14 protein-coding genes are annotated in these 13,166 nt (G+C 72.0%); 7 read left to right on the top strand and 7 right to left on the bottom strand.

Annotation, left to right across the window (positions count from 1 at the left end):
- Positions 1-59: 59 nt before the first annotated feature.
- Entirely contained in the window at positions 60-512 is a 453-nt protein-coding gene (locus ACO0E0_RS00330) for a DUF4383 domain-containing protein (RefSeq protein WP_422869312.1), read from the bottom strand.
- Between the two features lie 298 nt (positions 513-810).
- On the opposite strand from ACO0E0_RS00330, the gene ACO0E0_RS00335 reads away from it, so the two are divergent.
- Positions 811-1,698 carry a phosphatase PAP2 family protein gene (locus tag ACO0E0_RS00335; protein ID WP_422869314.1) on the top strand — a complete coding sequence of 296 codons (888 nt, stop codon included), beginning with the start codon at positions 811-813 and terminating at the stop codon, positions 1,696-1,698.
- A gap of 40 nt (positions 1,699-1,738) precedes the next feature.
- Here ACO0E0_RS00335 and ACO0E0_RS00340 read toward each other — a convergent pair whose 3' ends face one another.
- On the bottom strand, positions 1,739-1,954 hold the full coding sequence (locus ACO0E0_RS00340) for a hypothetical protein (protein ID WP_422869316.1): 216 nt from the start codon (positions 1,952-1,954) through the stop codon (positions 1,739-1,741).
- 82 nt (positions 1,955-2,036) lie between these two features.
- Positions 2,037-2,303 (bottom strand): DUF7218 family protein, encoded by a 267-nt coding sequence (locus ACO0E0_RS00345; RefSeq protein ID WP_422869318.1) that lies wholly within the window; start codon positions 2,301-2,303, stop codon positions 2,037-2,039.
- A gap of 91 nt (positions 2,304-2,394) precedes the next feature.
- Here ACO0E0_RS00345 and ACO0E0_RS00350 point away from each other — a divergent pair, with 91 nt between their 5' ends.
- The 4 genes from ACO0E0_RS00350 to ACO0E0_RS00365 all read left to right on the top strand — a co-directional run bounded on the left by ACO0E0_RS00350 (position 2,395) and on the right by ACO0E0_RS00365 (position 5,824).
- The gene (locus tag ACO0E0_RS00350) at positions 2,395-2,685 is read left to right on the top strand and encodes a metal-sensitive transcriptional regulator (RefSeq protein ID WP_422869319.1); all 291 of its coding nucleotides are present in this window, start codon (positions 2,395-2,397) and stop codon (positions 2,683-2,685) included.
- A 28-nt stretch (positions 2,686-2,713) separates the two neighbouring features.
- Positions 2,714-2,935 (top strand): heavy-metal-associated domain-containing protein, encoded by a 222-nt coding sequence (locus tag ACO0E0_RS00355; RefSeq protein WP_422869321.1) that lies wholly within the window; start codon positions 2,714-2,716, stop codon positions 2,933-2,935.
- Positions 2,932-5,214 (top strand): heavy metal translocating P-type ATPase, encoded by a 2,283-nt coding sequence (locus ACO0E0_RS00360; RefSeq protein WP_422869323.1) that lies wholly within the window; start codon positions 2,932-2,934, stop codon positions 5,212-5,214. The genes ACO0E0_RS00355 and ACO0E0_RS00360 overlap by 4 nt, the downstream gene beginning before the upstream one ends.
- Positions 5,215-5,275: 61 nt before the next feature.
- Complete coding sequence (locus ACO0E0_RS00365; protein ID WP_422869325.1) at positions 5,276-5,824, top strand: hypothetical protein; 549 nt, start codon at positions 5,276-5,278, stop codon at positions 5,822-5,824.
- A 65-nt stretch (positions 5,825-5,889) separates the two neighbouring features.
- On the opposite strand, the gene ACO0E0_RS00370 is transcribed toward ACO0E0_RS00365, so the two are convergent.
- The 4 genes from ACO0E0_RS00370 to ACO0E0_RS00385 all read right to left on the bottom strand — a co-directional run bounded on the left by ACO0E0_RS00370 (position 5,890) and on the right by ACO0E0_RS00385 (position 9,589).
- Positions 5,890-7,083, bottom strand: coding sequence for a winged helix DNA-binding domain-containing protein (locus tag ACO0E0_RS00370; RefSeq protein ID WP_422869327.1), 1,194 nt, complete (start codon positions 7,081-7,083; stop codon positions 5,890-5,892).
- Positions 7,080-8,132, bottom strand: a complete 1,053-nt coding sequence (locus tag ACO0E0_RS00375) for a helix-turn-helix transcriptional regulator (RefSeq protein WP_422869329.1) — start codon at positions 8,130-8,132, stop codon at positions 7,080-7,082. The genes ACO0E0_RS00370 and ACO0E0_RS00375 overlap by 4 nt, the downstream gene beginning before the upstream one ends.
- A gap of 91 nt (positions 8,133-8,223) precedes the next feature.
- Complete coding sequence (locus ACO0E0_RS00380) at positions 8,224-9,039, bottom strand: SGNH/GDSL hydrolase family protein (protein WP_422869330.1); 816 nt, start codon at positions 9,037-9,039, stop codon at positions 8,224-8,226.
- Positions 9,040-9,403: 364 nt separating this feature from the next.
- Positions 9,404-9,589 (bottom strand): hypothetical protein, encoded by a 186-nt coding sequence (locus ACO0E0_RS00385; protein WP_422869331.1) that lies wholly within the window; start codon positions 9,587-9,589, stop codon positions 9,404-9,406.
- Between the two features lie 799 nt (positions 9,590-10,388).
- Between ACO0E0_RS00385 and ACO0E0_RS00390 the strand changes: the two genes are divergently transcribed.
- Complete coding sequence (locus ACO0E0_RS00390; protein WP_422869333.1) at positions 10,389-11,465, top strand: LacI family DNA-binding transcriptional regulator; 1,077 nt, start codon at positions 10,389-10,391, stop codon at positions 11,463-11,465.
- A 27-nt stretch (positions 11,466-11,492) separates the two neighbouring features.
- A complete protein-coding gene (locus tag ACO0E0_RS00395; protein WP_422869335.1) occupies positions 11,493-13,136 on the top strand; it encodes an FAD-dependent oxidoreductase in 1,644 nt (547 codons plus the stop codon).
- The last annotated feature ends 30 nt before the right edge of the window (positions 13,137-13,166 follow it).

Below are 13,166 nucleotides of genomic sequence, written 5' to 3' on the forward strand. Positions count from 1 at the left end.
AGCCGCCGGGTCGTCGGCGGCCGGGTCGTCGACGGCGCAGTAGCCGCCCGCGCCGGGGCCTACGCCGTGCGACGCGCCGAGCGCAGCGCCCGGAGGTTCGCCTTGTCCGCGCCGATCGCGGTGAGGACCAGGATCGCGCCGACGATGACGTGGAACACGTTGTCGGTCGTGTTGGCGGCGAATATGTTCGCGCTGGTGTTCATCAGCACGAAGCCGTAGACGCCGAGGAACAGGCAGACGATGCCGACCCAGAGGTTCGCGTTGCGTGCCGCGGCGACGGTGGCGAGGGCGTTGATGAACAGCAGGGCTGCCATCAGGGTCCAGATCGCTCCGAGGGCCGGGTTGACGAGGAACGCGTTCCAGAGGTAGCCGCCGGTGGAGCCGAGGAACGCGTGGCCGGCTTCATGCGCGAAGAAGAAGCCCATGATCCCCCAGATCGCGAACATCGTGCCCGCGGTGACGGCGAGTCCGCGGTTCGGGGAAGCGGCCAGGCCGGGCTCGGTGATCGCCAATTCGGACTCCTCTGGGACTGCGGTTCTGCCGACGGAACGCCCGACGGCGCTCTCAGGAACCGACCGGCCACTGAACGATATCGTGGTCGGCCCCGGCGCACCCAATCGCGCCGACGACCCGCGTCCAGCAGTCCCCGACGAGCTGGCCGGGCCGGACGAGCCACCCGGAACCGACGAACCGACCGACTCCGACGAACCGACCGACTCCGACGAACCGGGCCCGCTCCGATGCCGCCGGAGCGCGGCCACGAGCCGGGCGACCGCGGCGACGACGACCGCACCGAGCAGGAGGGCACCCGTGATCCGCACACCGGTCCGCGCACCCCGCGCTCGTCGGGGACGCTGGTTCGGGTTGGCGGCGCTCGGGTTCGTGATCGTGCCTCTCGTGTACGTGGCGGCCGTGCTGACGCCGACCGGCCAGCGTCTCGAGGACGCTGCGCTGAGCGGGGTGCGTGACACGGATCTCTTCGGGTCGGACACCGCGTTGAACGTCATCTCGGTCCCGGTGATCCTGTTGTTCGTCGTCGTGGTCGTCGCCGTGGGGTTAGCACGGCGGCGTCTCGGCGTCGGTCTCGGAGCCGGGATCGTGGTGCTCGCGTCCGCGGGGACGTCGACCCTGCTCAAGCGTATCGCCGCGCGCCCGGAGATCGCCGGTTCCACCACCCCGAACTCGTTCCCGTCCGGGCACGCGACGATCGCCCTCGCGGCGCTCTTCGCCGTGCTGATGGTCACGCCGCGGCGGTTCCGGCCGGCCGTGCTGCTCGTCGGCACGGCCTACGCGGTGCTCGTGGCGAACCAGACCGTGCTCTACGGGTGGCACCGTGTCAGCGACATCGTCGGCGCGTGCGGGGTCGTGCTGTTCTGGCTCGGGCTCGTCCGGGGGTTCGGCGTCCGTGTCGACCGTGGCCTCCGTGGTGACCGTGACGGCGCCAGGGGCCCACGCCGGCTCGTCACCGCGGCGTTGATCGCGGCGATCGGCATCGCGATCGTGATCGGTGTCGGTGCGGCCCTGGTCACGCTGACGAACGGCGGCGCGGACGACCACCCGTCGCTGCTCGTCGCCGGACGGATGGCGGCGTCGGCGAGCGTCCTCGCGACGATCCTCGCGGTGTGGCTCGCGGACGGGCTGCACCACGCCGCGCGCACACCCCGCGACCCGGCCACCGGGCAGACGCGCGTCGGCTGAGGTGCCGCTCACCGGGCCGCGCGTCGGCTGAGGTGCCGGGTCAGCGCGTCGGGCAGTGCAGGGTCGAGGAAGCGTACTGGCCGTCGCGCCGTTCGATCCGGTGCTCGGAGAGTGGAGCGTGACAGATCGGGCACGGACGGTCGACGCTGCGGTCGTCGGGCCCCTCCGGGTGACCTGCGCCGACCTGCGCGGGCCCCATCTTCGCGATGAGGGTCCGGTTCCACCGCGCGTACCAGTCGTGCCATCTGCCAGCCATGGCGTCACCTCGTCGTCGTTCGCGCGCGCAGCATGTGCTGGGCGGTCGGAGGGCCGAGTCTACGTGCTCCGACGGACGCCGCTCAGTGCTCGCGGAGCGCCGCGACGAGGTCGTCCTTGCGCATCGACGAGTACCCGGTGAGCCCGAGCTCCTTCGCACGCCCGCGGAGGTCCGCCACGGTCCAGTCGTCGTAGGAGCCGCTCTCCCCGCCCTTGGCCGCGACGGACTCCTCGCCCCGGGCGGCCATCGCGTTCGAGATGCGAGCGGACTTCTCCTTCGAGTTGCCCTCCTTGCGGAGCTCCTCGTACATGTCGGGTTTCTTGATCCCGTTCATCCGGTTGTTCGGCATGCGACGCACGCTACCCCGCCCGACCGTTGCAGGGTACCCCGGGGAGGTATACGATCGGACCACGGGCACACCACGTCCACGAGGAGCAGCGATGAGTGACCACGTCGGGTACGTCGAGGACAAGGACGCCCTGCTCAAGCGCCTGAACCGCGCCGAGGGCCAGGTGCGCGGGATCGCCAGGATGGTCGAGAACGAGACCTACTGCATCGACATCCTCACCCAGGTGTCGGCCGCGACCAGGGCGCTCGAGAACGTCGCGCTCGTCCTCGTGCAGGACCACCTCGCGCACTGCGTCGCCGAGGCCACCGCCGAGGGCGGCGAGGTCGCGCAGGCCAAGCTCCGCGAAGCCGGCGATGCGATCGCCCGCCTCGTCCGCTCATGACCGCGCACCACTCCCGGAAGGAACCAGCATGACCACCGACATCACCCTCCTCGTGACCGGCATGACCTGCGAGCACTGCGTGCGGAGCGTCACCGAGGAACTGTCCGAGGTCCCGGGCGTCGAGTCCGTCGCCGTCGACCTCGTGGCCGGCGGTGAGTCCGCCGTGACCGTCTCCGCGTCGACTCCGCCGGACGACGACGCCCTCCGCGCCGCCATCGAGGAAGCGGGATACGCGCTGGCGTCACGATGACCGACACCGCAGCGTCGACCGACCCCCGGACCCGCGCCGTCGAGCTCGACCTCACCGGGATGACCTGCGCCTCGTGCGCGAACCGCATCGAGCGCAGACTCAACAAGCTCCCCGGTGTCCAGGCATCGGTCAACTACGCCACCGAGAAGGCGAGCGTCCTCGCGCCGTCGGACACCGACGACACCGCCTTGATCGCGACCGTCGAGTCCGCGGGGTACGGCGCGAGCGTCCCGTTGCCGCCGGAGCACGAGGCCGGCTCGGATCCGACGTCCAGTGCTCGCGACGGGACCCGCGACGACCGTCATCGCCTCCTCGTCGTCACCGCCCTGACGGTCCCCGTCGTCGTACTGTCCATGGTCCCCGCGATCCAGTTCGCGAACTGGCAGTGGCTCGCCCTCGTCCTCGCGGCTCCCGTCGCGGTCTGGGGTGCCTGGCCGTTCCACCGTGCCGCAGCCGTGAACGCGCGGCACGGTGCCGCGACGATGGACACCCTCGTGAGCGTCGGCGTCGTCGCTGCGTTCGGCTGGTCCCTGTACGCGCTGTTCCTCGGCGGAGCGGGCGATCGTGGCATGCACATGACCTTCAGCCCGACCGCGGCTGGTGGCGACGGCGCGAGCGAGGTCTACCTCGAGGTCGCGACCGCGGTCACCGTGTTCATCCTCGCCGGGCGGTACATCGAGACGCGCGCCAAGGCGAGCTCGGGAGCGGCGCTCCGCGCGCTCCTCGAACTCGGTGCGACGGAGGCGACCGTCCTGCGCGACGGGACGGAACGTCGGGAACCGGCGTCGCGCCTCCAGGTCGGCGACACGGTGGTGGTCCGCCCGGGCGAGGCGATCCCGTCGGACGGCCTCGTCGTGGACGGCTCGTCGGCCGTGGACCTCGCGATGCTCACCGGGGAGTCGGTGCCGGTGGAGGTCGGCGTCGACGACCGCGTCGTCGGTGCGACCATCAACGTCGGCGGGCGCCTCGTCATCCGGATCACCCGCGTCGGCGCCGACACCGAGCTCGCCCGGATGGGCCGACTCGTCGCCGAGGCACAGGCCGGCAAGGCGGACGTCCAGCGGCTCGCCGACCGGGTGTCGGCCGTGTTCGTCCCCGTGGTGATCGGACTCGCCGTCGTCGCGCTCGTCGGGTGGCTCGTGGCCGGGGGGAGCGCCGAGCAGGCGTTCGGTGCCGCCGTCGCGACCCTCGTCATCGCGTGCCCGTGTGCCCTCGGGCTCGCCACCCCCACGGCGCTGCTCGTCGGGACGGGCCGCGGTTCGCAGCTCGGCATCCTGATCCGCGGGCCGCAGGTGCTCGAACAGACCCGGCGGGTCGACACGATCCTGCTCGACAAGACCGGCACCGTCACCACCGGGCGGATGACGGTGCAGGACGTCGTGGCGCTCAGCGGGACCGTCGACGAGCTCCACACGCTCGCGGCGGCTGCCGAGCACGGGTCCGAGCACCCGGTCGCACGCGCCATCGTCGGTGCCGCGCCCGCGCCGCTGCCGGACGCGGACGGGTTCCACGCCTCCGCCGGCGGCGGGGTCGAGGCCGTCGTCGGCGGCCGTGCCGTCCTCGTCGGCCGACTCGGCTGGCTCGCGTCCGACTGGGTGGTCGCGATCCCGGACGGACTGGAGGCCCGGATCACCGAGTGCGAACGGTCCGGCGCCACGGTGGTCGCGGTGGCGGTCGACGGCGCGGTGCGCGGGTACGTCAGCGTGGGCGACGACGTCAAGCCCGGTGCTGCCGGCGCAGTCCGCGCGTTCCGCGACCTCGGCCTCGCTCCCGTGCTGCTCACCGGGGACAACCGGGGCGCGGCCGATCGGGTGGCGCAACAGGTCGGCATCGACCGCGTGGTCGCCGGGGCGACGCCGCGCGGCAAGCTCGACACCGTCCGTGCGTTGCAGGCCGAGGGACGCGTGGTCGCGATGGTGGGCGACGGGGTGAACGACGCGGCGGCCCTCGCGGCGGCCGACCTCGGGATCGCGATGGGCGGCGGCACTGATGCGGCGATCGCGGCGAGCGACCTGACGGTGGTGTCCGGCGAGCTCGGGGTCGTGGTCGACGCGATCCGACTGGCCCGGCGGACCCTCGGGACGATCCGCGGGAACCTGTTCTGGGCGTTCGCGTACAACGTCGCCGCGTTGCCGATCGCCATGCTCGGGCTCCTCAACCCGCTGTTCGCCGGTGCCGCGATGGCGCTGTCGAGCGTGTTCGTCGTCACGAACAGTCTTCGGCTCCGGCGGTTCCGTCCGAGTCGCGTCGAGACCGGGCAGCCGGACGGTCGCCGCTGAGTCGGATCCGGGCACGACACCGCCGGAGAGAGGATGGTGGGGGGTGTCCGGAGGAGACCCGATGAGCACGCATGACCCCGGCGCCGACGAGTCCGGAGCCGTCCCCGTCACGGCCCCGCCGACCGGACTGTTCGCCCAGCTGACCGAGGAGCAGATCCTCGCGACGCCAGCACTCCTCGCGGGCGACGCCACCGACCTCATCGCGGCGCTCCGGGCGGGAGCCGACCGGCGGGGGCTCGAGGTCGCCGTCGTCGAGGACGGCGCGACGAGCATCCCGGTCGGACCGCACACGGCACGGCTCGGGGTCCTCGCCATCCGTCGCCGGGGCTCGACCTCGCCGCTCGCACGGGCCTTCGAGCTCGCCGCGCGACTCGATCCGCTCCTCGCCCCGAGTTCGGTCGTCATCGCGGTGACGGTCAAGGGCGTCACCGAACTCGCGCCGGACAAGCTCGAACGGCTCCTGAGCCGGGAGATCCTGCACCAGGTCGAGTCGGCGATCACGCCGGCCACCCGGCGGCGTCCGTGGCGGCAGTTCCGCCTCCGTGCCGGTCTCGCCGCGCTCGACGCGGCCGGCGTCCGGGTGCTCCGGATCCGCGGCCGTCGCGCGTAGCCGCACCGCCCACCGGACGGGAGGCGCGGTGTCCGGCCCCCCCGTCCCTCCAGGCCGGCGCTCGCTCACGCCGTGAGTGCACGCTCCAGCGGCGTCCGGAAGGCGGGCGTGACGACCGCTCCGTCGATCCGCTGCTGCAGCGTGGCGGCGGCTCGTTCGACGGCGTCCGCGGCGGCGCGACCGCGGTCCACGACGACGCGGGTCCGCACCTCGCCGGAGGCCGCCGTCCCCCATCCGCCGACGACCTCGCCGTCCCACCACACGGTGGCACCGAGGTTCCCGTTCCGGTCGTGCAGCGCATCGGGATCCGTCCCGAACAGCCAGCCCCGGTCCTTCCACCCCATCGGTGTCGGGTCGAGACACGGCAGGAGCGTCGCGACGGGGTCGTCCGGCGTCGCAGCACGGTCGAGTTCCTCGTGCAGCACCGGCTCGTCGAGCATCACACCCGCCGTCCCCGCGAGGTCGACCTCGAGCACCGGCAGCGCACCCAGTGCGGCGCGGACGGCGGTCTTCGTCCAGCCGGTCCACCACTCCAGGTCGGCGACCGGTGCGGGTCCGAACGCCGTCAACCACGCGCGGGCGACCTCGACCTGGGCGCCGGCGGTGTCGAGGGACGGGAGTCCGTCCGGCCACCACGCGTCGACCGGCTCCCACCGGTGCGCACGTGTCGTCCAGGTGCCGACCGCACCGCCGCGGACGAGTCGGCCCTCGGTGCTCATCACGACGAGGAGCGGGCTCGTCACGTTCATCGGCAGGTCGGAGGGCGCGCGCGGTGTGATCGCCGTGCGGAGCCGGGGTTCGGCCGCGCTGAGCTGGGCGCCCGACGCCGTGCCGAGGGTGCGGATCGCTCGCTCGACGCCCGCCTCGACCGACTCGATCCAGGCGCCCGGATCACCGTCGATCGCGGGGACGGTGCCGTTCCGTGCGATCGTGCTCGTGAGACGCCGGCGGAGCGTCGCCGCGAGCGGACGGCTCACCGCGGCCTGGAACACCGGGACGCGGTCACGGGGGAACACGAACAGGGTGCGCCGCATCGCCATCCACCGGACCAGGGTGCGCTCGGCGTACATCGCGTCGAGCGCGTCCACGATGGTCGTCGTGGCGCTCCGGGCGAGGACGGCGAGGAACACGCTCGCCGGGTCGGTGGCGTGCAGCGCGAGGACGGCGCGGGCGACCTGCTCCGTGGTCGTCGCGTCGCCGAGCAGATGGTGTCGACGTGCGACCAGGGTCCGACGCTGCGCGAGCGCGATCGTCCTCATGTCGGCTCCCCGGTGGAGGTCGTCCGGTCGCCGACGCTGCCGGCGGCAGCGTACCGCCGCGCGAGGCCGGCGAACGCGTCGGCGAGTTCCGGCGGGCCGACCACCTGGACGTCTGCGTCGAACTGACCGATCCGCGCGGCGAGGGCCGGCCACGACCAGGCGCCGAGGGCGAGGCGACAGCGGCCGTCCCCGAGGTCCTCGACACGGCCCTCGGTGAGGTACGGCCGGATCGCCGCAGCCGGCGCGGTCAGGAGCACCTCGCCGCGGCAGGGCCACTCGTCCGCGACGGCGGGGGTGCTCGTGTCCGCGCCCTTGGACCGGGCGCCGAGGAACGTCGCCACGTCGCCGCCCGGGAGCACGCGGGCGGCGGGGTCGAACCGGGGGCCGGTGTGCGTTCGCGGGGTGATCCGGTCCACGCGGTAGGTCCGCCAGTCCGCGCGGTCGAGGTCCCATGCGACGAGGTACCAGCGGCCGTTGCGGGCGACGACGTGGTGCGGCTCGACGCGGCGGGGGAGCGGGACGCCGGCCGGTGTGGCGTGGGTGTCGGCCGGTGTGGCGTGGGTGTCGGCCGGTGTGGCGTAGTCGAACCGGACGATCTCGTGCGCGTGCACCGCCGCACCGAGGACCACGAGCACCGCGGGGTCGACCGACACGGCGGCACGGTTCGGGACCGCGGTGACGTCGAGCGCGTCGATCCGGTGCCGGAGTCGCGCGGGCAGCACCTGCCGGACCGTCGTCAGCGCCCGGAGGGCGGACTCCTCGAACCCGGCGCTGCTCGTCGCGGCGGTCTGCAGCGCGACCGCGAGCGCGATGGCCTGCTCGTCGTCGAACAGCAGCGGCGGCAGCTCGGACCCCGCCTCGAGGCGGTACCCGCCGTCGGGTCCCTTCGCGGCGGCGATCCGGTAGCCGAGTTCCCGGAGCCGATCGACGTCGCGACGGACCGTGCGGTCGCTGACACCCAGGCGGTCGGCGAGGAGCTGGCCCGGCCAGTCGCGACGCGACTGCAGCAGGGAGAGCAGCACGAGCATGCGCGACGACGTTCCGGTCATGTCTGCATCCTGCCCCGAGAAGCGGACACGTCCTGACCGGTCCACGCGGCGGCGAGCCCGGATCGCTGCCGGGGCGGTCCTCCACGTCGACTCAGACGCCGGCGCTCCGGAGATCGGCGAGGATCGCAGCGGCGAGGACCTCCTGACCGCTGTCGGTGGGGTGTTCGCTGTCGGACTGGAGGAGCGTGTCCTGTCCGACGAGCGGCTGACCGACGTCGATGTACGTGCCGCCGACGGCCGTCACGGCGTCCTGCAGGTCGGCACTGGACTGGGCGACCTCGGCGGGAACGGTCCCGGGCTGGTCCCACAGGGTCGACAGGCCGACGATGCGGGCGTCGGGCATCGCCGCATGCAGGCTCTGCACGGTCTGCGCCGTCGCGGCGGCGAGCTCGTCCGGGTCCTGGCCGAGGTCGTTGTCCGAGGACTGTACGACGAGCACCCCGGGGTGCGCTGCGACGGCGGTCGGGAGCAGGCCCGCGAAGTCGGTGCCGCAGTCCCCGACGGCGATGAAACCCGCGCCGCTGCAGGAGTCGTTCACGACGGGTGCGCCCGTCGCGGTCCCGACGAGTGCCGGCCACGACCCGACGGTCGCGTCGTCGAGCCCGTAGCCGGCCATGATGGAGTCCCCGATGGTCACCATGGTGTCGTCGTCGACGATCGGCGCGCTGTCGGCTGCCCGCGGTGTCGGCGCGGGTGTCCGGGCTGGTGCCGCTGTCGACGTCGGCGCAGGTCGCGCCGCGGACATCGAGTGCGGAGCGGTCGTCGCGGTGCGTGTGCTCCGGTCGGTGCCCGCCGCGGCTCGGTCGATCGTGCTCCCGTGCGTCAGGGACACCCCGACGACGGCCGCCGCCGCGACGACGGCTGCGGCGACACCGAGCACGACCGCCCGCTGCCGCCGTGTGTGCACCCGTCTCCTCGATGCTCGGGTGCTCATGCGTGCCGGCCGGTGTGGGTGGGCAGCGCGTGGGGTGCGGCTGCGGGGAAGTCCATACCGATGATCGTTCCGCAGCCAGGTGCGTCACCGGTCAGGATCGTGTACGAATTCTGTACGGAAGTCCTGAGAACGGACGAAGGCGGAGCGCGGCGCAGCCGCACCATACGATCGACACCACCTCGCCTGGCGGTCGGATCGTGTTCCATGTCTTCGCTGCGCCAGATGAGTCCGAGCGGGATCTCATCCGTGCGCAAACCCTCGCAGGCCCCGCGGCCGCGCGGGCAGGGGCCGCCGCCCGTCGGCGACAGACGGTGGCCTCGCACACCCCGGCGTGCCCTCAGCGGCTGGCGACGGTGCGCTCGACCTTCGGCAGCAGCGCCATGCCGAGCTCGATCGAGCGTGTGTCGTCGGCGGCACCGCCGAACGCGAACCCGATCCGACCGTCACCGTCGTCGGGCGCGATTGTGACTTCGGCGACGCCATCGGCGCGTAGCTCGGCGACGACCGCCTCAGCGAACGGCACTGCGTCCGGGTTTCTCCGGTCGAGCTCCCACGCCGGCTTCGGTGCGAGGGGAGCGCAGAATGCCTCGATGCGATCTGCGCGCACGCCTCGGCAGCGGATGCCGGGCCGACGAGCGCATTGCCGGACGGGGCAGCAGTGGCGGGTGCGGAATGGTCTGCGATGCAGCGGTCGAGGCGGGCGTTCGCCGGGTCGTCGGCGGGAGCGAGCCCGATGGTCTCGCGCGGCGGAGTGGCGTACTCCGTGAGGGCCGACCGTTCCTTCGTCGGGTGCGCAACCGCCGGCGCGGCCTCGGAGACATGCGCGGGTGCTGTTCGGGAGATGTGTGTGGACGCCACCCGGCTGACGCGTGTTGCGGACGGTTCCGCGTTCGCCGCCGAGGCGAACAAGGCCGTGCCGGCCAGGCCGACCGCGACGATGCCGCTGGTCGCGGCGACGGTGAGCTTCCGGTTCATCGGAGCATCCTCTCGGTTGTCGAGCCTTCAGCGTCGGCAGCCGTTCACTGGCCGTGACACCCATCCCGAGCGGGGCAGGAGCCTCGCAGAACAGGCCCGATCCTCGAACGACCGCGGGCCACCGAACCACGGGGCACGTCGGTGAGTCGACTGAACCTGCAGCAGTCCCAACTCTCGGGCTCGGAGAAGAGATCCAGTTGGACGACTGCACAACGCTCGAGCTCGCTGGGACCGCTCTGAGGTCCGTTTCACGCAAATCGTTCGCTCATACGTATGAGCAGTTCTGAATCGCTACGGTCATGCGTATGACCTCGCCGACGAGGTGAACGAACCTGGAGCAGAGTCCCATGGCAGCACCTCGCACCCGCGTCACGCAGCGGATGATCGCCGACATGGCGGGCGTGAGCCAGTCCACGGTGTCGCTCGTCCTGAACGGCAAGGCGACCGGCGAACGACGCATCCCTGTTGCGACGCGCGACCGCGTGCTGGAGGCCATCCGGGACACGACCTACGTCGCCAACCCGGTCGCCCGCAGCCTGGCGCGTCGTTCCAACGACCTGATCGGGGTGTTCACCTACGAGCCGGCCTTCCCGAGCGGTGCAGCCGACTTCTACACGCCGCTGCTGACAGGGATCGAGAGCGCCGCGGAGGGCATCGCGGCAGACCTGCTCGTCTTCACCAGCACCCCCGTGGTGGACGGTCGGCGGCGCCTGTTCCATGAAGGGAACCGACTGCGGTTGGCGGACGGCTGCGTACTCCTCGGACGCGAGATGGACCCTGACGAGCTCGGACAGCTGCTCGACACCGGCTACCCCTTCGTCGCTGTCGGACGCCGCGACGCGGCGGAGGGACGCGTCCCGTACGTCGGGGTGGACTATGCCGCTGCGACCCGTGATCTCGCACGGCGTGCGCTGCGTCTCGGACATGAACGCTTCGGACTGATTCGCCTGCCGCTGAACGCTGAGGCGTCCCGAGACCGCCGAGATGGCATCCGATCAGCTCTCGCCGACGGGGGTATCGACGTCGACGACGGGCTCGTCGAAGCCGAGATGTCGTCGAACTCCACCGTTGTGCAGGCGTGGGAGGCGGTCCGGGCGAGTGAACCGAGCATCGTCTTCGTCGAGGACCCGGTCCACGGTGATGCGCTCTTCTCGTACCTCGCCCAGACCGGGGTCCATGTTCCGGAGCAGATCTCCGTCATCGTCCTCGGGGAGCACTCGCATGCCCGTGACCGCGCGATCGACGTCACTCGGCTCAGCGCGCCCCGCATCGAACTCGGCGCGCGTGCCGTGGCGATCCTCGCCGAGCGCATCGCAGCCGCGCAGAACGGACACGATCCGGGAGCCGTACACGAGCTGCTGCCGTGCCAGATCATCGCCGGCAGCACCCTGACCGCCCCTCCTGCGCAGCACCTGATCGCGTAGTCAGAACCACCCCAAGGAGTACCAACCATGCACGATTCCTCGTCCTCGCTCGCCGCGGATGTCGTCATCGTCGGCGGCGGCCTCGGCGGCGTCGCCGCGGCCCTCGCCGTCTGCCGAGCCGGACGGCGCGCGATCCTGACCGAGGAGACCGACTGGATCGGCGGGCAACTCACCAGCCAAGCCGTTCCTCCGGACGAACACCCCTGGGTCGAGCAGTTCGGCGTCACCCGCAGCTACCGTGCGCTCCGCGACGGCATCCGCGACACCTACCGGCGCAGTTACCCTCTCCGAGCCGAGGCAGCCAGCCAGCGCGACCTCAACCCCGGCGCGGGCCGGGTCTCGAAGCTCTGCAGCGAGCCCCGCGTCGCCCTCGCCGTCCTGGAGGAGATGCTGCAGCCGTACCGCACGGCCGGGCTGCTGCAGGTCCTGTTGAACCACCGACCAGTCGCCGCAGCAGCGAATGACGACACCGTGACCACGGTCACCGTCGAGAGCTCCGACGGGCGCCGGACCGAACTGCTCGGCTTGTTCGTCCTCGACGCCACCGAGACCGGGGAACTGCTTCCGCTCGCCGGGATCGACTTCGTCGCCGGCGCAGAAGCGCACTCCGAGCACCAGGAACCACACGCCCCGGAAGCGGCGGACCCCGGGAACCAGCAGGGCATCACGTTCTGCTTCGCCGTGTCCCACCACGACGGCGAGGACCACACCATCCCCCGGCCGAAGATGTACGACTTCTGGCGCGCCTACCAGCCGGACTTCTGGCCAGGACCCCTGATCAGCTTCCTCGCTCCCGACCCCCGCGACCCGTCGAGCGCCGACACCCGCACGTTCGACCCCAACCCGGACACCGACCCATTGGCCATCAGCGCAGACCAGAGCGCCGACGCCGGCGACAAGGAGCTGTGGGGATTCCGCCGCATCGTCGCCCGCAAGCTGTTCACCGACGGCGCGATCGACTCCGACATCTGCCTGGTGAACTGGCCGTTGAACGACTACTGGCTGAAGCCCCTGATCGGTGTCTCCGGCGACCCCGCCCTCGACGAGCGGACCGCCGCCGAGGCACTGCATGAGGCCAAGCAGCTGTCCCTGTCGGTGCTGTACTGGCTGCAGACCGAAGCGCCCCGCCCCGACGGCGGTGCCGGATTCCCGGGGCTCCGCCTTCGAGGAGACGTCACCGGAACGACGGACGGTCTGGCGAAGGCGGCCTACGTCCGTGAATCCCGAAGGATCCGGGCAGTCACCACCGTCGTCGAGCAGGACGTCGCGGCAGACATCGTCGGCGTGACCGGCCGCACCCGCTACCGGGACCCCATCGGCGTCGGCAGCTACCGGATCGACTTGCACCCCTCCACTGGTGGCGACAACTACATCGACATCGCCAGCGTCCCGTTCGAGATACCGCTCGGCGCACTCGTCCCCCGCACCGCATGCAACCTCCTGCCGGCGGGCAAGAACATCGGCACCACCCACATCACCAACGGCTGCTACCGGCTGCACCCCGTCGAGTGGAACATCGGCGAAGTCGCCGGCGCCCTCGCCGCGCACTGCCTCGACACCGCCCACACCCCCCAGCAGGTGCAGGCCGACGACGCTCTCTTCGCCGACTTCGCCGCGGTTCTCGACCACGACGGCATCGAACGCACCTGGCCCGAGGTCCAGGGCTACTGACCCCTCTTCCCCACCTCTCCTCCCGAAAGG

This window comes from Curtobacterium phyllosphaerae (genome assembly GCF_049341865.1).
GTDB classification, from domain to species: Bacteria; Actinomycetota; Actinomycetes; order Actinomycetales; family Microbacteriaceae; genus Curtobacterium; species Curtobacterium phyllosphaerae.

Bases quoted from the DNA above. Each gene is read 5' to 3' on its own strand.
- ACO0E0_RS00340 (WP_422869316.1), bottom strand. From the start codon at position 1,954: ATGGCTGGCAGATGGCACGACTGGTACGCGCGGTGGAACCGGACCCTC.
- ACO0E0_RS00345 (WP_422869318.1), bottom strand. From the start codon at position 2,303: ATGCCGAACAACCGGATGAACGGGATCAAGAAACCCGACATGTACGAG.
- ACO0E0_RS00350 (WP_422869319.1), top strand. From the start codon at position 2,395: ATGAGTGACCACGTCGGGTACGTCGAGGACAAGGACGCCCTGCTCAAG.
- ACO0E0_RS00355 (WP_422869321.1), top strand. From the start codon at position 2,714: ATGACCACCGACATCACCCTCCTCGTGACCGGCATGACCTGCGAGCAC.
- ACO0E0_RS00360 (WP_422869323.1), top strand. From the start codon at position 2,932: ATGACCGACACCGCAGCGTCGACCGACCCCCGGACCCGCGCCGTCGAG.
- ACO0E0_RS00365 (WP_422869325.1), top strand. From the start codon at position 5,276: ATGAGCACGCATGACCCCGGCGCCGACGAGTCCGGAGCCGTCCCCGTC.
- ACO0E0_RS00370 (WP_422869327.1), bottom strand. From the start codon at position 7,083: ATGAGGACGATCGCGCTCGCGCAGCGTCGGACCCTGGTCGCACGTCGA.
- ACO0E0_RS00375 (WP_422869329.1), bottom strand. From the start codon at position 8,132: ATGACCGGAACGTCGTCGCGCATGCTCGTGCTGCTCTCCCTGCTGCAG.
- ACO0E0_RS00390 (WP_422869333.1), top strand. From the start codon at position 10,389: ATGGCAGCACCTCGCACCCGCGTCACGCAGCGGATGATCGCCGACATG.
- ACO0E0_RS00395 (WP_422869335.1), top strand. From the start codon at position 11,493: ATGCACGATTCCTCGTCCTCGCTCGCCGCGGATGTCGTCATCGTCGGC.